Raw genomic sequence first — 18,589 nt, forward strand, 5'->3', positions numbered from 1 at the left:
GTTTTTGCTTTACTGGAGGGATGTTACCCGACATTCATCGGTAACCTTTCCTGTCACCGGATTCGCACAAAAGCGGGGCGAGTCGAAACAGTTAGATACCTTTGTGGTGCTGCGCGCGGGCTTTTCTTGCAAGCTGGCACGCTGGACTTGCCGGAGTACAAGGCTTTGCCAATAATAGGCCCGCTTATTGCTTGGCTTATAGGTTATTTTTCTTTTGCTCTTGCATATTGCGCGGGAGCTGTCAATATCGCCCGCCGCGGTTCAAGGCGCTTCTGTAAGTAGTTGTCGCTTTGAAGAAATATCGGCCACCGGGCTGTCGTTAAAATGCCACTCACTCGCTCGTGGTCTGCGACCTTGGTCGATACCCCCGCGGCTCGCGTTGTACCCATTCGCATGTCGGGCAGTCGTTACACCTGCCTTGTATTGCCCTGTACCGATGGAGTTACCTGATGAAGAAGCTCGCACTGCTTGGCGCCCTGGCGCTGTCCGTGTTGTCCCTGGTATCGCAGGCCGATGAGAAACCGTTGAAAATCGGTATCGAGGCTGCCTACCCACCCTTCGCCTTCAAGCAACCCGACGGCAGCATCGCCGGTTTCGACTACGACATCGGCAACGCCCTGTGCGAAGAGATGAAAGCCAAGTGCACCTGGGTCGAGCAAGAGTTCGACGGCCTGATCCCGGCGCTGAAAGTGCGCAAGATCGACGCCATTCTCTCGTCCATGTCCATCACCGAAGACCGCAAGAAGTCGGTCGACTTCACCAAGCGCTACTACCTGACCCCGGCTCGCCTGGTCATGAAGGATGGCACTCAGGTCAGCGAAGACCTGCATGAACTCAGCGGCAAGAAGATCGGCGTGCAGCGCGGTTCGATCCATGACCGCTTCGCCAAGGAAGTCCTGGCGCCCAAAGGGGCCACCGTCGTGCCTTACGGCACTCAGAACGAAATCTATCTCGACGTCGCGGCCGGTCGCCTGGACGGCACCGTTGCCGACGCCACCCTGCTCGAGGACGGCTTCCTCAAGACTGACGCCGGCAAGGGCTTTGCCTTCGTCGGTCCATCGTTCACCGACGTGAAGTACTTCGGTGACGGCGTCGGCATCGCCGTGCGCAAGGGCGACAACGCCAATCGTGAGCGCATCAATGCCGCGATCGACGCGATCCGCAAGAACGGTAAGTACAAGGCCATCGAAGCCAAGTACTTCAACTTCGACATCTATGGGCCTGAAGCTCAGTAAGACGTTGGGTTTCACCTGTGCAATGGTGCAAACAGCAGAGGCTCTGAGGTTTGCACCATTTTTCATTCCAAGTCCCGAGGAATCCCAATCATGTTGAAAGGCTACGGGGCAGTCATCCTCGATGGGGCATGGCTGACGCTGCAGCTCGCCCTGTCGTCGATGGCCCTGGCTATCGTGCTTGGCCTGATCGGCGTGGCGCTGCGTTTGTCGCCAGTACGCTGGTTGGCCTGGCTGGGTGATATGTACGCCACGGTGATCCGTGGCATTCCAGATCTGGTGCTGATCCTGCTGATCTTCTATGGCGGTCAGGATCTGATCAACCGCATTGCGCCGCTGGTCGGCTATGAAGACTACATTGACCTCAATCCGTTAGTGGCCGGTGTGGGCACCTTGGGCTTCATTTTCGGTGCGTACCTTTCCGAAACATTCCGCGGTGCCTTCCTGGGTATACCCAAAGGGCAGGCCGAGGCGGGCATGGCCTATGGCATGAGCGGCATGCAGGTTTTCTTCCGCATCATGGTGCCGCAAATGATCCGTCTGGCGATCCCGGGCTTCACCAACAACTGGTTGGTGCTGACCAAGGCCACGGCGCTGATCTCGGTGGTCGGCCTGCAGGACATGATGTTCAAGGCCAAGCAGGCGGCCGACGCCACACGCGAGCCTTTTACCTTCTTCCTGGCAGTAGCGGCACTGTACCTGGTGCTCACCAGCATCTCGCTGCTGGCCCTGAAGTACCTCGAGCGACGCTATTCGGTGGGCGTAAAGGTGGCTGAACTATGATCTTCGACTACAACGTCATCTGGGAGGCCATGCCCCTTTACCTGGGCGGCCTGCTGACCACCTTGAAGCTGCTGGCGCTGTCGCTGTTCTTCGGCTTGCTGACGGCCATTCCCCTGGGCCTGATGCGTGTCTCCAAGCAGCCGCTGGTGAGCCTGGTCGCCTGGCTCTATACCTATGTGATCCGTGGCACGCCGATGCTCGTGCAGCTGTTCCTGATCTACTACGGTCTGGCGCAGTTCGAAGCCGTGCGCGAAAGCTTCCTCTGGCCCTGGCTGTCGAGCGCGACCTTCTGCGCGTGCCTGGCCTTTGCGATCAATACCAGCGCCTACACGGCCGAGATCATCGCCGGCAGTCTGCGGGCCACCCCGCACGGTGAGATCGAAGCGGCCAAGGCCATGGGCATGTCGCGCATGATGATGTACCGCCGCATCCTGCTGCCGTCGGCCTTGCGCCGGGCGCTGCCGCAGTACAGCAACGAGGTGATCATGATGCTGCAGACCACCAGTCTGGCCTCGATCGTCACCCTGATCGACATCACGGGCGCGGCACGTACCGTCAATGCCCAGTACTACCTGCCTTTCGAGGCCTACATCACGGCGGGCGTGTTCTACCTGTGCCTGACCTTCATTCTGGTGCGCCTGTTCAAGATGGCCGAACGCCGCTGGCTCAGCTACCTGGCGCCACGCAAGCACTGATCGCTCTGTGAGAACCGACAGCATGTACAAACTTCAAGTCCAAGACCTGCATAAGCGCTACGGCAGCCACGAAGTGCTCAAGGGCATTTCGCTCGAAGCCAAGGCGGGCGACGTGATCAGCATCATCGGCTCCAGTGGTTCGGGCAAGTCGACCTTCCTGCGCTGCATCAACCTGCTCGAGCAGCCGCACGCCGGGAAGATCCTGCTCAACAATGAAGAGCTCAAGCTGGTCCCCGGCAAGGATGGCGCGCTCAAGGCCGCCGACCCCAAACAGTTGCAGCGCATGCGTTCGCGCCTGTCGATGGTGTTCCAGCACTTCAACCTCTGGTCGCACATGACGGCGCTGGAGAATGTGATCGAGGCTCCTGTGCATGTGCTGGGCGTGAGCCGCAAGCAAGCGCTGGAAAAAGCCGAGCACTACTTGAACAAGGTGGGCGTGGCCCATCGCAAGGATGCCTTCCCCGGGCACATGTCCGGTGGTGAGCAGCAGCGGGTCGCGATCGCCCGGGCCTTGGCCATGGAGCCTGAGGTGATGCTGTTCGACGAGCCGACCTCGGCCCTTGACCCGGAGCTGGTGGGCGATGTGCTCAAGGTCATGCAATCGCTGGCTCAGGAAGGCCGCACCATGGTCGTGGTGACTCACGAAATGGGCTTCGCCCGTGAGGTGTCCAACCAATTGGTGTTCCTGCACAAGGGGTTGGTGGAAGAGCGCGGCAACCCGCGTGAAGTGCTGGTCAATCCGCAGTCGGAGCGACTCAAGCAGTTTCTTTCCGGCAGCCTGAAGTAAAGGCTGCACCTTGCACCAGAATAGGGCATGCTGCGCAGCGAAGCGCAGCCTGACCCGGCGCCACAGACACGAACGATCCCAGGTTTCGGACCACGCCCTATGACCACCCAGCGAATCGGATTTCTCATCTGGCCCAGTACCCGGCCGCTGACCCTGGCGCTGGCCGAGGAAGTGCTGCAGGTCGCCCAGCGGGTGCATCCGGATGTGTCTTACGAGTTGGTGTTTCTCCAGGCTGAAGTAGCGCCCGATGGGGCCTGGCGCTTGCCGGGCGAGCCTTGGAGCGGTCGTCTGGAGGGCTGTCAGAAGCTCTTTCTTCTGGCGGATGAGCCGCCAGTGGCGGTGGGCTCGGCCCTGTCGTCCGCGCTCAAGCAATTGGCGCGCAGCGGTTGCCTGATCGGTGGTCTGTCGGCCGGTGTGTACCCGCTGGCGGCGCTGGGTCTGCTCGATGGTTATCGCGCCGCAGTGCACTGGCGTTGGCAGGATGACTTTGCCGAGCGCTTTCCCAAGGTCATCGCCACCAGTCACCTATTCGACTGGGACCGTGATCGCCTGACCGCATGCGGTGGCATGGCTGTCACCGACCTGCTGCTGGCGGTGCTGGCGCGTGATCACGGCGCCGAGCTTGCCGGAGCGGTGTCTGAGGAGCTGGTGGTCGAGCGCATCCGTGAAGGGGGCGAGCGCCAGCGTATTCCGCTGCAGAATCGGCTCGGCTCCAGCCATCCGAAGCTCACCCAGGCGGTGCTGCTGATGGAGGCCAACATCGAAGAGCCGCTGACCACCGACGAAATCGCCCAGCACGTGTGTGTGTCCCGTCGGCAACTCGAGCGAATCTTCAAGCAGTACCTCAATCGCGTACCCAGCCAGTATTACTTGGAGCTGCGCCTGAACAAGGCGCGGCAGATGCTGATGCAGACTAGCAAGTCGATCATCCAGATCGGGTTGTCGTGCGGGTTTTCCTCCGGGCCGCATTTCTCCAGTGCCTACCGCAACTTCTTTGGGGCCACCCCGCGCGAAGACCGCAATCAGCGGCGCAGCGCCAGCCCGTTCGAGCTCAGTTCGGCGCCTGCCGAAAAGGGCTGAGTCTGATCGTTCGAGTCGGCCTTTTTCGCAGGTGAGCCTGCGCCTGCAGGTCCCCGTCGGCGTTGGTGCCCGGCGTGGCCTGTGGGGCGGGCTCACCTGCGAAAAGGCCACCGCTCTTCTTATGTGAACACCCGTTCACCCATCCCTTTCTCTCCCGTACACTGCGCGATTGCGACAGTGTTTGTCGCATTGCCGAAAACCTGCCTGAAACAGGGTTTTGCGCTGTAACAAGTTGTCGCCTGGCAGCAAGGACAGGCGCCGATCAGTCCTTACAATCCCCCCATCGCTCGCCACTTCCAGGCCAGCGTTCCTCTTCAGGAGACTCAGATGTCCGTTGAGCAAGCCCCGGTGCAACGTGCCGATTTCGACCAGGTCATGGTTCCCAACTATTCTCCGGCGGCCTTCATTCCTGTGCGAGGCGAGGGCTCCCGAGTCTGGGACCAGTCGGGTCGCGAACTGATCGACTTCGCCGGTGGTATCGCCGTGAACGCCTTGGGTCATTGCCATCCGGCGCTGGTCAAGGCCCTCACCGAGCAGGCCAATACCCTGTGGCATGTGTCCAACGTCTTCACCAACGAGCCGGCCCTGCGCCTGGCCCACAAGCTGGTGGACGCGACCTTCGCCGAGCGTGCCTTCTTCTGCAACTCTGGCGCCGAGTCCAACGAGGCCGCTTTCAAGCTGGCCCGTCGCGTGGCCCATGACCGCTTCGGCCCGGAGAAGCACGAGATCATCGCCACCGTGAACAGCTTCCACGGTCGCACCCTGTTCACCGTCAGTGTCGGTGGCCAGCCCAAGTACTCCGATGGCTTCGGTCCGAAGATCACCGGTATCAGCCATGTGCCATACAACGACCTCGAAGCGCTGAAAGCCCAGATTTCCGACAAGACCTGCGCTGTGGTGATCGAGCCGATCCAGGGCGAGAGTGGTGTGGTTCCGGCTGACAAGGCCTACCTGGAAGGCGCGCGCAAGCTGTGCGACGAACACAACGCGCTGCTGATCTTCGACGAAGTGCAGACCGGCGTGGGCCGTACCGGCTCGCTGTATGCCTACCAGCACTATGGCGTGACCCCGGATATCCTCACCAGCGCCAAGAGCCTGGGCGGCGGTTTCCCGATTGGCGCCATGCTGACCACCACCGACCTTGCCAAGCACCTGGCCGTCGGCACCCACGGCACCACCTATGGCGGTAACCCGCTGGCCTGCGCCGTGGCCTGCGCCGTGCTCGACGTGGTCAACACGCCTGAGACGCTGGCCGGCATCAAGGCCAAGCACGAGCGCTTCAAGTCTCGCCTGGAGCAGATCGGCCAGCAGTCCGGCCTGTTCACCCAGGTGCGTGGCGTCGGCCTGCTGATCGGTTGCGTGCTCAGCGATGCCTGGAAAGGTAAGGCCAAGGACATCCTCAATGCCGCCGAGAAAGAAGGCGTGATGGTCCTGCAAGCCGGCCCGGACGTGGTGCGCTTCGCCCCGAGCTTGGTGGTGGAAGATGCTGACATCGACGAAGGTCTGGCGCGCTTCGAGCGTGCTGTGGCCAAGCTGATCCAGGGCTGATAGCCCGCGGTCACCTTCGCCGGCCCTGACTGCGGTCGGGGCTGGCGATACCCGAATTTCTGCGCGGGCGCCCGCTTTCCAACGAAGTAGCGCGCCCGTTGTTTTTCCGTGCCGATGCGTCGGCCTGTTTTCCCAAAGGAGTGACACCATGCTGGTGATGCGCCCCGCGCAAATGGCGGATCTGAACGAAGTGCAGCGCATGGCTGCCGACAGCCCCATTGGTGTCACCTCGCTGCCCGACGACGCCGGTCGCCTGGGCGACAAGATCGCCGCCTCGGAAACGTCGTTTGCCGCCGAAGTGAGCTTCAACGGCGAAGAAAGCTACTTCTTCGTCCTTGAGGACAACGAAACCGGCAAGCTCGTCGGTTGCTCGGCGATCGTCGCCTCGGCGGGCTACTCCGAGCCGTTCTACAGTTTTCGTAACGAGACCTTCGTGCACGCCTCGCGCGAGCTGAAGATCCACAACAAGATCCACGTCCTGTCGTTGTGCCACGACCTGACCGGCAACAGCCTGCTGACCAGCTTCTACGTGCTGCCGGAGTTGGTGAACAGCGCCTTCGCCGAACTCAACTCCCGCGGTCGTCTGCTGTTCATGGCTTCGCATCCGGAGCGCTTTGCCGATTCGGTGGTCACCGAGATCGTCGGCTACAGCGACGAGCAGGGGGAGTCGCCGTTCTGGGACGCCATCGGTCGCAACTTCTTCGATCTCAACTACGCCGACGCCGAGCGCCTGTGTGGCCTGAAGAGCCGCACCTTCCTCGCCGAACTGATGCCGCACTACCCGATCTACGTGCCGCTGCTGGCCGATGAGGCCCAGGAGGCCATGGGCCAGGTCCATCCGCGAGCGCAGATCACCTTCGACATCCTCATGCGCGAAGGCTTCGAGACCGAGCACTACATCGACATCTTCGACGGTGGCCCGACGTTGCACGCGCGCACTTCGGGCATCCGCTCGATCGCCCAGAGCCGGGTGGTGCCGGTAAAACTCGACGATAGCCCGATCAAGGGCGGGCGCGCCTATCTGGTCTGCAACGGCCAGTTGCAGGATTACCGCGCCGTGCTGCTGGAGCTGGACTGGGTGCCGGGTAAACCGGTCGGCCTCAGCCACGAAGCCGCTGATGCCCTGGGGGTCGGTGAGGGCGGCAGTGTCCGCCTGGTCGCCGTCTAAGCCTGCGCCCGGCCCGCCCGTGTCGGGGCGCCGGTTCAGAGAGATTCGCGGTAGGCACGAGCCGCCGCACAAGGAGATAGCATGATCGTTCGTCCCGTACGCAGCAGCGACTTACCCGCGCTGATCGAATTGGCACGCAGCACCGGCACCGGCCTGACCACCTTGCCGGCCAACGAAGGTCGCCTCGGACACCGTGTCGGCTGGGCCGAGAAGAGCTTCCGTGGCGAGGCCGAGCGCGCTGATACCGACTACCTGTTCGTGCTGGAGAACGACGAAGGCCTGGTGGTCGGCATCTGCGCCATCGCCGGCGCCGTGGGACTGCGCGAGCCTTGGTACAACTACCGCGTCGGCCTGACCGTCAGCGCCTCTCAGGAACTGAAGATCTATCGCGAGATCCCGACCCTGTTCCTGGCCAACGACCTGACGGGCAACTCCGAGCTGTGCTCCCTGTTCCTGCGGGGCGACTACCGCAGCGGCCTCAATGGCCGCCTGTTGTCCAAGGCGCGCATGCTGTTCATCGCCGAATTCCCGGAGCTGTTCGGCAACAAGATCATCGCCGAAATGCGTGGCATGTCCGACGAGAACGGTCGTTCGCCATTCTGGGAGAGCCTGGGGCGGCACTTCTTCAAGATGGAGTTCAGCCAGGCCGACTACCTTACCGGTGTAGGCAACAAGTCCTTCATCGCAGAACTGATGCCCAAGTTCCCGCTGTATACCTGCTTCCTGTCGGAGGCTGCGCGCAACATCATCGGTCGTGTGCACCCCGACACCGAGCCTGCGCTGGCCATGCTCAAGCGCGAAGGCTTCAGTTACCAGGGCTATGTCGACATCTTCGACGCCGGCCCGGCCATCGAATGCGAAACCTCGAAGATCCGTGCCGTGCGCGAAAGCCAGACCCTGGTGCTGGCGGTCGGGACGCCAGGCGACGATGCGACCCCTTATCTGATTCATAACCGCAAGCGCGAGGACTGCCGCATCACCGCGGCGCCGGCACGCCTGGCGGCTGGCACTTTGGTGGTCGATCCACAGACCGCCAAGCGCCTGCGCCTGGGGGCCGGCGACAGTGTGCGCGCCGTGACGCTGTCCGCTAGCCGGGAGGCCAATTAAATGACGACCCATTACATCGCCGGCCAATGGCAGGCCGGGCAGGGCCAGGCCCTGCAATCGCTCAACCCGGTGACCCAGGCCGTAGTCTGGGAGGGGCAGGGGGCCGACGAGGCGCAGGTGCAGGCAGCCGTGCAGGCCGCACGCCAGGCCTTTCCAGCCTGGGCGCAGTTGAGCCTGGATGCGCGCATCGGTGTGCTGGAAGCCTTTGCCGAAAAGCTCAAGGCCAATGGTGACGCCCTGGCCCGCTGCATCGGCGAGGAAACCGGCAAGCCTCTGTGGGAATCGGCCACCGAAGTCACCAGCATGGTCAACAAAGTGGCCATCTCGGTGCAGAGCTACCGTGAGCGTACGGGCGAGAAGAGTGGGCCACTGGCCGACGCCACTGCCGTGCTGCGACACAAACCCCACGGCGTGGTGGCGGTGTTCGGCCCTTACAACTTCCCTGGGCACCTGCCCAACGGCCACATCGTCCCGGCCTTGCTGGCGGGCAATTGCGTGGTGTTCAAACCCAGTGAGCTGACCCCCAAGGTGGCCGAGCTGACCGTCAAGTGTTGGATCGAGGCGGGGCTGCCGGCAGGCGTGCTCAACCTGGTGCAAGGCGCCCGTGAGACCGGTGTCGCGCTGGCCGCCAATCCCGGTATCGATGGTCTGTTCTTCACCGGCTCCAGCCGTACCGGCAACCTGTTGCACCAGCAGTTCGCTGGTCGTCCGGACAAGATCCTCGCCCTGGAGATGGGCGGCAACAACCCGTTGGTGGTGGACGAGGTCCAGGACCTGGACGCTGCCGTCTATACCATCATCCAGTCTGCCTTCATTTCCGCCGGCCAGCGCTGCACCTGCGCTCGCCGCCTGCTGGTGCCTCAAGGCGCCTGGGGTGACGCGCTGCTGGCGCGTCTGGTCGAAGTCAGCCGTGCCATCAGTGTCGGCGCGTTCGACCAGCAACCGGCGCCGTTCATGGGGTCGGTGATTTCGCTGCAGGCCGCCCGCGCACTGCTGGATGCCCAGGCCGAGTTGCTGGGTAAAGGCGCCGTGGCGCTGCTGGAGATGACCCAGCCACAAGCCGGCGCTGCCCTGCTGACCCCCGGCATCATCGACGTCACTGCTGTGGCTGGCCGCCCGGACGAAGAATTTTTCGGCCCCCTGCTGCAAGTGATCCGCTACAGCGACTTCGATGCCGCGATCGACGAGGCCAACAACACCCAGTACGGCCTGGCCGCAGGGCTGCTGTCGGACTCCCGGGCGCGCTACCAGTACTTCTGGCTGCGCAGTCGCGCCGGCATCGTCAACTGGAACAAACAACTGACCGGCGCCGCCAGCAGCGCGCCGTTCGGTGGCGTCGGGGCCAGCGGCAACCACCGCGCCAGCGCCTATTACGCGGCTGATTATTGCGCCTACCCAGTGGCTTCGCTGGAGACCGCGAGCCTCACTCTGCCGGCGACTCTGACGCCGGGCGTCACCCTATAACAACAGGTCTCGGAGCCTAGCCGATGAAATCCTACGAAGTGAATTTTGATGGCCTGGTGGGGCCTACCCACAACTATGGTGGTCTGTCCTACGGCAACGTGGCTTCGCAGAGCAACAGCCAGCAGCAGTCCAACCCGCGTGAAGCGGCGCGCCAAGGCTTGGCGAAGATGAAGGCTCTGGCCGACATGGGCTTCAAGCAAGGCGTGCTGGCCCCGCAGGAGCGTCCGGACGTTGCAGCCTTGCGTCGCCTGGGCTTCAGCGGCAGCGACGCCGAGGTGATCCGCCTCGCGGCGAAAGAGGCCATGCCTCTGCTGGTGGCAAGCTGCTCGGCCTCGAGCATGTGGGTGGCCAACGCCGCGACCGTCAGCCCCAGCGCCGACACCGCCGATGGCCGCGTGCATTTCACCGCTGCCAACCTGAACTGCAAGTACCACCGCAGTATCGAGCACCCCACCACCAGCCGTGTGCTGGGCGCCATGTTCGCGGACGAAAAGCACTTCGCCCACCACCAGGCCCTGCCGGCAGTCGCCCAATTCGGTGACGAAGGTGCGGCCAACCACACGCGCTTCTGCCGTACCTATGGCGAGCCAGGCGTTGAGTTCTTCGTCTACGGGCGCAGCGCCTTCGACAGCCGGTACCCGGCGCCGCAGAAGTACCCGGCGCGCCAGACCCTGGAAGCGTCCCAGGCTGTGGCACGGCTGCACGGGCTCGCCGATGACGGTGTGGTCTACGCTCAACAGAACCCGGCGGTGATCGATCAGGGTGTGTTCCACAACGACGTGATTTCGGTAGGCAATGGCGAAGTGCTGTTCTATCACGAGGATGCCTTCCTCGAGACCGATACGGTGCTTGGCCAGTTGCAGGCTAAACTGGCCAGCAAGGGCGGCAACTTCCAGGCGATCCGTGTGCCGCGGGCCGAGGTGACGGTGGAGGACGCGGTGCGCTCCTACCTGTTCAATAGCCAGCTGCTCAGCCGGAATGATGGCTCCATGTTGTTGGTGGTGCCGGAGGAGTGCCGTAACAACGAGCGGGTATGGTCCTACCTGGGGCAGTTGACCAGCCAGGGTGGCCCGGTGAAGGAAGTCAAGGTGTTCGACCTCAAGCAGAGCATGCAGAACGGCGGTGGCCCGGCTTGCCTGCGTCTGCGGGTCGCTTTGAAGGACAACGAACTGGCAGCGGTCAATCCAGGCGTTATCATGACCGCGCCGCTGTACGATACCTTGGTCCAGTGGGTCGACAAGCATTACCGCGATCGCCTGAGCGAAGCGGACCTGGCCGACCCGCAACTGCTGGACGAATGCCGTACGGCACTGGATGAGCTGACCCAAATCCTGAAACTGGGTTCGGTCTATCCGTTCCAACGCCAACCTTGAGAGAGAACTTGTAATGTCCGATGCCCTGCGGCTGATCCTTGAAGACAACGATGGTACCCAGCTGGAAACCTCCTGCACTCGCTTTGCTGTGGTCTGGCAGGGCAAGGAAGTCTGGATCCAGCAGGATGGCCGCGGCCAGCTGCTGATCGGCGTCGACGTGGAGGAAGGCGATACCGAATACGCCAACCTGCTGCTGCGCCCCATGGCGACCAACCTGGTCAGCCTGCAACTGGAAATGGAGCCGGCTGAAGTCGGTGACGACGATCACGTGCATGGCCCGGATTGCGGTCACCATCACTAAGGAAACGCCCTATGCTCGCCCTCGGAAAACTGCTTGACCTGACCCTGGCCGATCATGAACCGGCCGAGAAAACGCAAGTGACGGTCGAGGGCGTGCGCTTGCGCTGGCTGGGGGAGGGCGCCCTTGAGGTACGTCCGCCCGAAGGCAAGGACAATGGCCTGGACCTGCTGCTGTCGGCCGGCATCCACGGCAATGAAACCGCACCCATTGAACTGCTCGACGAGCTCCTCCACGGTGTGGCCCGTGGCGAGATCAAGCCACGGGCGCGTGTATTGTTCCTGTTCGGCAATCCCGAGGCGATCCGCAAGGGCGAGCGTTACGTCGAGCAAGACATCAACCGCCTGTTCAACGGTCGGCATGAACTCTCCAGTGGCCCCGAGGCCTTGCGCGCGGCAGAGCTGGAGCAGTTCGCCCGGGTGTTCTTCAGCCTGCCGGGGCGTACCCGCCTGCATTACGACCTGCACACGGCGATCCGGGGTTCGAAGATCGAGCAGTTCGCGCTGTATCCGTACAAGGAAGGGCGTCGCCATTCCCGTCGTGAGCTGGCTCGCCTGAACGCCGCGGGGATGGAAGCGGTGTTGCTGCAGAACAAGTCATCGATCACCTTCAGTGCTTTCACCTACGAGCAACTGGAAGCCGAGGCTTTCACGCTGGAGCTGGGCAAGGCGCGGCCGTTTGGTCATAACCAGCAAGTCAACCTGGACCGCTTGCAGGCTCGCCTGTTGCAGATCATCGAGGGCAACGAGCCTGAGGGCGAAGAGAGCCTCGATGGATTGCAGCTGTTCAGCGTCGCCCGCGAGATCATCAAACACAGCGATAACTTCCACCTGCACCTGCCCGCTGACATCGAAAACTTCTCTGAGCTCAGCAAGGGCTACCTGCTGGCTGAAGACCTGGCTGAAATGCGCTGGGTCGTCGAGGAGGAGGGCGCGCGCATCATTTTCCCCAACCCCAAGGTCAGGAATGGGCTGCGCGCTGGCATCTTGATCGTGCCTGCGTTGGCCGGTGAGCTTGGCTGACGCGTTCGCAGACTCTCGTACTTCCAGGCCTGGCGCGTCCGCGCCTTTCTTTGGCAAAGCTCATACCCAGATCCTGAACCTTGCCCCAAGGCCAAAAGCGGCCTCAGGGCAGGGGTTTTCATTGTGTCCGGCGCCGGTCTCAGCCGGCCTTGAGGTGGTCAGTCGCCCTGCGTTGGGGCTGGGAACAACATGCCGGACGCCAGGGTGTCGTATGCGTGTTGCAGCATCCGCAGGAGCGTGGTGAGCCCGTCGAGGCCTTCTGCATCGTAGGGATCATAGAGCACGACCGTGTAGTTTCCGCTCAACAGATGGGCGTACTTGTCCGGCATCGCCCTGTGCAGGTCGAAGCCGGGGCCCTGTTGGGGCGGGCCTGCATGGCATTGCATCAATACGATGTCAGGCACCGTGGCGTACTGCTTGCGCGCCGTATCCAATAGCCGGCTGAGCTGCGGATAGCCTGGCAGCAAGGCCAACTGCTCAAATACCCTTTCCTGGAACTGCGGTGTGCCGTAGAGATACAGATTGTCGATCGCCGTGACCTCGAATTGCGCCTGCGCGCCTGCGTTGCCGTCCACGCGCAGAGGAAGGGTGATGCCCTCGGTGAGATGCGCCGGGGCTTCCGTGCCCATGAACAGCAGATGAATGCGCTGCTTCGGCGAGGCTTGTTGGATGGTCAAAGGCTGGCCATCGGCTTGCAGGGTGAAGGCGCCTTCCTGGCGCAGTGTCACGTCGGTGGTGGTGAGCCAGACCAGGATTTCGTCGAGTGTGCCGGCCACAGTCCCGGCGTCGATCGCTTCGATGAGCCTGCGCTGAACATGGACATTGCTTGCCTTGTAGAGATCAAACAGCTCGTAGTTGAAATAGACCCGTGCTGCGGTGAGCTGTGACTCGGTCGGATTGTCGTAGGCGATGGCCTCGTCCATCTCGCCGATAGCGACTTCCTGAACTTTGCCGTTGCCATCGATGATCTGTGCGTTTGCTGCTTGGGTTGTCATCAGCGTGACCTCCTTTGAATGGGGAGGGCAGGCTAAGCCGGTAGAGGGCGGACGCGTCGCTATACATGTAGGGCCGAAAAGGTGGCCCCTGTGCTAATGGGGGGGCAGTCCGATTCTGGCCGCCAATCTCTGATAAAAACCTTTTCATTCACCGTCTGTTCCATTTTCCATTCCCTTGGGCGGTAATGGGCTTGCCAGTGGCGAAAGGCTGCATTTAGCATCCGGCCATGTCTTTTTAATTTGCAAGCGCCTTAAAAGCCGTCGAAACGACGCTTTCTATCGCATAAACACACTGCACCTTGCTTGCAGGACCGATATAATGCGGCCCTTTGCCGTCGTTTCGTCGACGTGTTTGCCCCTTAGGGCCGCCGTTTCCGTGGAAGAACCTATGAAAAGCGCCGAAATCCGTGAAGCCTTCCTTCGCTTCTTCGAAGAGCAGGGACATACCCGAGTCGCCTCCAGTTCGCTGATCCCGAACAACGACCCGACCCTGCTGTTCACCAACGCAGGCATGAACCAGTTCAAGGACTGCTTCCTGGGTGCGGAGAAGCGCGCCTACACCCGTGCCGTGAGCAGCCAGAAGTGCGTACGCGCCGGCGGCAAGCACAACGACCTGGAAAACGTCGGTTATACCGCTCGTCACCACACGTTCTTCGAAATGCTGGGCAACTTCAGCTTCGGCGACTACTTCAAGCGCGATGCCATTACCTTCGCCTGGACCTTCCTGACCTCCGATAAGTGGCTGAACCTGCCGAAGGAAAAGCTCTGGGTCACCGTCTACGCCAGCGACGACGAAGCCTACGACATCTGGACCAAGGAAGTCGGCGTACCGGCCGAGCGCATGGTGCGCATCGGTGACAACAAGGGGGCGCCGTACGCTTCCGACAACTTCTGGACCATGGGCGACACCGGCCCATGCGGTCCATGCACCGAGATCTTCTACGATCACGGCCCGGACATCTGGGGCGGCCCACCCGGCTCGCCAGAAGAGGACGGCGACCGCTACATCGAGATCTGGAACAACGTCTTCATGCAGTTCAACCGCACCGCCGATGGCGTCCTGCACCCGCTGCCGGCCCCGTCGGTGGACACTGGGATGGGCCTGGAGCGCATCAGTGCGGTCATGCAGCACGTGCACTCGAACTACGAGATCGACCTGTTCCGCAGTCTGCTGGCCGCCGCGGCCAAGGCCATCGGTTGCAGCAACGACGATCAACCTTCGCTGAAAGTTGTCGCCGACCACATCCGTTCCTGCGGCTTCCTGATCGCCGATGGTGTACTGCCCTCCAACGAGGGCCGCGGCTATGTGTTGCGCCGCATCATCCGTCGTGCATGCCGTCACGGTAACAAGCTCGGCGCCAAGGGCAGCTTCTTCTACCAGATCGTCGCGGCCTTGGTGGCCGAAATGGGCGACGCCTTCCCTGAGCTCAAAGCCCAGCAGGCGCACATCGAGCGCGTTCTCAAGACCGAGGAAGAGCAGTTCGCCAAGACCCTGGAACAAGGCCTGCGCATCCTCGAACAGGACTTGGCCCAGCTCAAGGGTGACGTAGTGCCAGGTGACGTGGTGTTCAAACTGTACGACACCTACGGTTTCCCCATGGACCTCACTGCCGACATCGCCCGTGAGCGCGAACTGACCATCGACGAAGCCGGCTTCGAGCGCGAGATGGAGGCCCAGCGCGAGCGTGCCCGCTCCGCCAGCGCCTTCGGCATGGACTACAACAGCCTGGTGAAGGTCGATGTAGCCACTGACTTCCTCGGCTACAGCACCACCGAAGGCAAGGGCAAGGTCGTTGCCCTGTACAAGGATGGTCAGTCCGTCGAGCGACTGGGCGAAGGCGAGCAGGGCGTCGTGATCCTGGATCGCACCCCGTTCTACGCCGAGTCCGGTGGCCAGGTAGGTGACACCGGTTACCTGCAGGCCGGCGACATGCGTTTCGATGTGCGTGACACCACCAAGACCGGTGGCGCCTTCCTGCACCACGGCGTTGTCGCCAGTGGCGCGCTGAGCGTGGGTGCCGAGGTCGCGGCGCAGGTCGATGCCGACGTGCAGCACGCCACCTCGCTGAACCACTCCGCCACTCACCTGCTGCACGAAGCGCTGCGCCAAGTACTGGGCGAGCATGTCCAGCAGAAGGGTTCGTTGGTCGACAGCCAGCGCCTGCGTTTCGACTTCAGCCACTTCGAGGCGGTGAAGCCTGAACAGATCAAGGCGCTGGAAGACATCGTCAACCGCGAAGTGCGCAAGAATACTGCGGTGGAAACCGAGATCACCGACATCGAAACCGCCAAGCGCAAGGGCGCCATGGCCCTGTTCGGCGAGAAGTACGGCGATACCGTGCGCGTGCTGACCATGGGTGGCGACTTCTCGGTGGAGCTGTGCGGCGGTATCCATGCCAAGCGTACCGGTGATATCAGCCTGTTCAAGATCATCAGCGAGGGCGGCGTGGCCTCTGGCGTACGCCGTATCGAAGCGATCACCGGCGCCGCCGCGCTGGCCTACCTGAACGCTGCCGAAGAGCAGGTCAAGGAAGCCGCGCAGCTGGTCAAGGGCAATCGTGACAACCTGATCGACAAGCTGTCGGCTGTGCTCGAGCGCAACCGTCAGCTGGAAAAGCAGCTCGAGCAGCTGCAGGCCAAGGCCGCCAGCGCCGCCGGGGACGATCTCTCCAATGCGGCCGTTGAGGTCAAGGGCGCCAAGGTTCTCGCCGCTCGCCTGGATGGGCAGGACGGCAAGGCTCTGTTGGCCCTGGTCGATCAGCTGAAGAACAAGCTCGGCCACGCAGTGATCCTGCTGGGCAGCGAGCATGAGGGCAAGGTCGTGCTGGTGGCCGGCGTGACCAAGGACCTCTCCAGCCAACTCAAGGCTGGTGACCTGATGAAACAGGCCGCTGCGAAAGTCGGTGGCAAGGGCGGTGGCCGTCCGGACATGGCCCAGGGTGGTGGCGTCGACGTCGCTGCGCTGGACGATGCCCTGGCCCTGGCCGTGCCGTTCGCCGAGCAGGGGCTTTGAGATGACCGAGGCCCACTGTCTAGTAGTGGGCCTTGGCGTGATGGATTGTTTATTGGGTGCCCATCGTGGGCTGAGGCAGCTTTGAAATGGCGTTGATCGTACAGAAATTTGGCGGCACCTCTGTCGGTTCCATCGAGCGGATCGAGCAGGTTGCCGACAAGGTCAAGAAATTCCGCGACCAAGGCACCGACCTGGTGGTAGTGCTTTCGGCCATGAGCGGAGAAACCAATCGCCTGATCGACCTGGCCAAGCAGATTACCGATCATCCCGTCCCGCGTGAGCTGGATGTGATCGTATCGACTGGCGAACAGGTGACTATTGCCCTGTTGACCATGGCCCTGATCAAGCGTGGCGTGCCGGCAGTGTCCTACACCGGCAACCAGGTGCGAATCCTCACCGATAGTGCGCACAACAAGGCGCGCATCCTGCAGATCGACGACCAGAAGATTCGCGCCGACCTCAAGGCCGGTCGCGTAGTCGTGGTGGCAGGTTTCCAGGGGGTCGATGAGCACGGCAACATCACTACCCTCGGTCGTGGCGGCTCCGACACCACCGGCGTGGCCCTGGCGGCAGCGCTCAAGGCTGATGAGTGCCAGATCTACACCGATGTCGATGGTGTCTACACCACCGACCCGCGCGTGGTGCCACAGGCACAGCGCCTGGAGAAGATCACCTTCGAGGAGATGCTGGAAATGGCCAGCCTCGGCTCCAAGGTGCTGCAGATCCGCTCGGTCGAGTTCGCAGGCAAGTACAACGTTCCGCTGCGCGTGCTGCACAGCTTCAAGGAGGGTCCGGGTACCCTCATTACCATTGATGAAGAGGAATCCATGGAACAGCCGATCATTTCCGGTATCGCCTTCAACCGTGATGAAGCCAAGCTGACCATTCGCGGCGTGCCGGATACCCCCGGCGTTGCCTTCAAGATCCTCGGTCCGATCAGCGCGGCGAACATCGAAGTCGACATGATCGTGCAGAACGTCTCGCACGATAACACCACCGACTTCACCTTCACCGTGCACCGCAACGAGTACGAGAAGGCGCATAGCGTGCTGGAGAACACCGCCCGTGAAATCGGCGCCCGTGAAGTGATCGGCGACACCAACATCGCCAAGGTTTCCATCGTCGGCGTCGGCATGCGCTCCCACGCGGGTGTCGCCAGCCGCATGTTCGAAGCCCTGGCCAAGGAGAGCATCAACATCCAGATGATCTCCACCTCCGAGATCAAAGTCTCGGTCGTCATCGAAGAGAAGTATCTGGAGCTGGCTGTTCGCGCGCTGCACACCGCGTTCGAACTTGACGCTCCTGCCCGACAGGGCGAGTAAGACGCTGCCTGGAGGGGCGCGGCTTGCCGCGCCCTTCGCGTTTCTGGCTGTTGCGCAGGTACCTGTCCTGCCTCGCGCGATGGCTCACCTGGGCCTGCTGCTTTCCCGGCCTAGGCCCTGCCCATTACAGACTGTTGTCCCTGATTGAATTGCGTGAGGAGAAAGTTATGTTGATTCTGACTCGTCGGTGCGCCGAGAGCCTGATCATTGGAGACGGTGAGATCACCGTGACGGTCCTGGGTGTGAAAGGCAACCAGGTGCGCATTGGTGTGAGCGCCCCTAAAGAAGTGGCCGTTCACCGCGAAGAAATCTACCTGCGGATCAAGAAAGAGAAGGACGAAGAACCAACCCTTTAATTTTTATCGATTTTTTTTCAAAAAAGGGTTTGCAAACGGGGAAGGGTCTGGTTATTATACGCCCCGTGTTGCGGTGAGGTGGCCGAGTGGCCGAAGGCGCTCCCCTGCTAAGGGAGTATACCTCATAAGGGTATCGGGGGTTCGAATCCCCCCTTCACCGCCATTTTTCGTGTAGGGCGCTGTAATTGGCAGATCACTTAAGTCGTTGAAATTAAACGAAAAAGTGCTTGGCAAAGCGATTCAGCGAACTATAATGCACGGCAAGACACGGACTCATAGCTCAGCTGGATAGAGTACTCGGCTACGAACCGAGCGGTCGGAGGTTCGAATCCTCCTGAGTCCGCCA

16 protein-coding genes and 2 tRNA genes are annotated in these 18,589 nt (G+C 62.0%); 17 read left to right on the forward strand and 1 reads right to left on the reverse strand.

Annotated features, from left to right (window positions below; all coding sequences use genetic code 11):
- The first annotated feature begins 449 nt into the window (after positions 1-449).
- The 12 genes from BLS27_RS14755 to astE all read left to right on the forward strand — a co-directional run bounded on the left by BLS27_RS14755 (position 450) and on the right by astE (position 12,557).
- Positions 450-1,235, forward strand: coding sequence for an ABC transporter substrate-binding protein (locus BLS27_RS14755; RefSeq protein ID WP_043209388.1), 786 nt, complete (start codon positions 450-452; stop codon positions 1,233-1,235).
- A 90-nt stretch (positions 1,236-1,325) separates the two neighbouring features.
- A complete protein-coding gene (locus BLS27_RS14760) occupies positions 1,326-2,015 on the forward strand; it encodes an ABC transporter permease (RefSeq protein WP_043209390.1) in 690 nt (229 codons plus the stop codon).
- Positions 2,012-2,710: an ABC transporter permease gene (locus tag BLS27_RS14765; RefSeq protein ID WP_043209392.1), complete on the forward strand. Its 699-nt coding sequence runs from the start codon at positions 2,012-2,014 to the stop codon at positions 2,708-2,710. The genes BLS27_RS14760 and BLS27_RS14765 overlap by 4 nt, the downstream gene beginning before the upstream one ends.
- 22 nt (positions 2,711-2,732) lie before the next feature.
- Complete coding sequence (locus BLS27_RS14770) at positions 2,733-3,497, forward strand: ABC transporter ATP-binding protein (RefSeq protein ID WP_043209394.1); 765 nt, start codon at positions 2,733-2,735, stop codon at positions 3,495-3,497.
- 99 nt (positions 3,498-3,596) lie between these two features.
- A complete protein-coding gene (gene argR / locus BLS27_RS14775; protein WP_043209396.1) occupies positions 3,597-4,577 on the forward strand; it encodes a transcriptional regulator ArgR in 981 nt (326 codons plus the stop codon).
- A gap of 327 nt (positions 4,578-4,904) precedes the next feature.
- On the forward strand, positions 4,905-6,125 hold the full coding sequence (locus BLS27_RS14780; RefSeq protein ID WP_090345403.1) for an aspartate aminotransferase family protein: 1,221 nt from the start codon (positions 4,905-4,907) through the stop codon (positions 6,123-6,125).
- Positions 6,126-6,273: 148 nt separating this feature from the next.
- Entirely contained in the window at positions 6,274-7,293 is a 1,020-nt protein-coding gene (gene aruF, locus BLS27_RS14785) for an arginine/ornithine succinyltransferase subunit alpha (protein WP_090345405.1), read from the forward strand.
- Between the two features lie 81 nt (positions 7,294-7,374).
- Positions 7,375-8,400 (forward strand): arginine N-succinyltransferase, encoded by a 1,026-nt coding sequence (gene astA / locus BLS27_RS14790; protein ID WP_043209403.1) that lies wholly within the window; start codon positions 7,375-7,377, stop codon positions 8,398-8,400.
- Positions 8,401-9,864: a succinylglutamate-semialdehyde dehydrogenase gene (gene astD, locus BLS27_RS14795; RefSeq protein WP_090345407.1), complete on the forward strand. Its 1,464-nt coding sequence runs from the start codon at positions 8,401-8,403 to the stop codon at positions 9,862-9,864. It abuts the gene before it with no gap.
- A gap of 23 nt (positions 9,865-9,887) precedes the next feature.
- Complete coding sequence (gene astB, locus BLS27_RS14800) at positions 9,888-11,237, forward strand: N-succinylarginine dihydrolase (protein WP_090345409.1); 1,350 nt, start codon at positions 9,888-9,890, stop codon at positions 11,235-11,237.
- A gap of 13 nt (positions 11,238-11,250) precedes the next feature.
- Positions 11,251-11,538 (forward strand): hypothetical protein, encoded by a 288-nt coding sequence (locus tag BLS27_RS14805; protein WP_043209409.1) that lies wholly within the window; start codon positions 11,251-11,253, stop codon positions 11,536-11,538.
- Positions 11,539-11,549: 11 nt separating this feature from the next.
- Positions 11,550-12,557 carry a succinylglutamate desuccinylase gene (gene astE, locus BLS27_RS14810; protein ID WP_043209412.1) on the forward strand — a complete coding sequence of 336 codons (1,008 nt, stop codon included), beginning with the start codon at positions 11,550-11,552 and terminating at the stop codon, positions 12,555-12,557.
- Positions 12,558-12,715: 158 nt separating this feature from the next.
- Here astE and BLS27_RS14815 read toward each other — a convergent pair whose 3' ends face one another.
- On the reverse strand, positions 12,716-13,552 hold the full coding sequence (locus tag BLS27_RS14815; RefSeq protein ID WP_090345411.1) for a hypothetical protein: 837 nt from the start codon (positions 13,550-13,552) through the stop codon (positions 12,716-12,718).
- Between the two features lie 388 nt (positions 13,553-13,940).
- Between BLS27_RS14815 and alaS the strand changes: the two genes are divergently transcribed.
- The 5 genes from alaS to BLS27_RS14840 all read left to right on the forward strand — a co-directional run bounded on the left by alaS (position 13,941) and on the right by BLS27_RS14840 (position 18,589).
- Entirely contained in the window at positions 13,941-16,565 is a 2,625-nt protein-coding gene (gene alaS, locus BLS27_RS14820) for an alanine--tRNA ligase (RefSeq protein ID WP_043209414.1), read from the forward strand.
- An 86-nt stretch (positions 16,566-16,651) separates the two neighbouring features.
- Positions 16,652-17,887, forward strand: a complete 1,236-nt coding sequence (locus BLS27_RS14825; RefSeq protein WP_043209416.1) for an aspartate kinase — start codon at positions 16,652-16,654, stop codon at positions 17,885-17,887.
- A 167-nt stretch (positions 17,888-18,054) separates the two neighbouring features.
- Positions 18,055-18,243, forward strand: coding sequence for a carbon storage regulator CsrA (gene csrA, locus BLS27_RS14830; protein WP_043209419.1), 189 nt, complete (start codon positions 18,055-18,057; stop codon positions 18,241-18,243).
- Between the two features lie 72 nt (positions 18,244-18,315).
- Positions 18,316-18,406 (forward strand) — tRNA-Ser (locus tag BLS27_RS14835).
- A 106-nt stretch (positions 18,407-18,512) separates the two neighbouring features.
- Positions 18,513-18,589, forward strand: a tRNA-Arg gene (locus BLS27_RS14840).

The organism is Pseudomonas guariconensis, assembly GCF_900102675.1.
Lineage (GTDB): Bacteria > Pseudomonadota > Gammaproteobacteria > Pseudomonadales > Pseudomonadaceae > Aquipseudomonas > Aquipseudomonas guariconensis.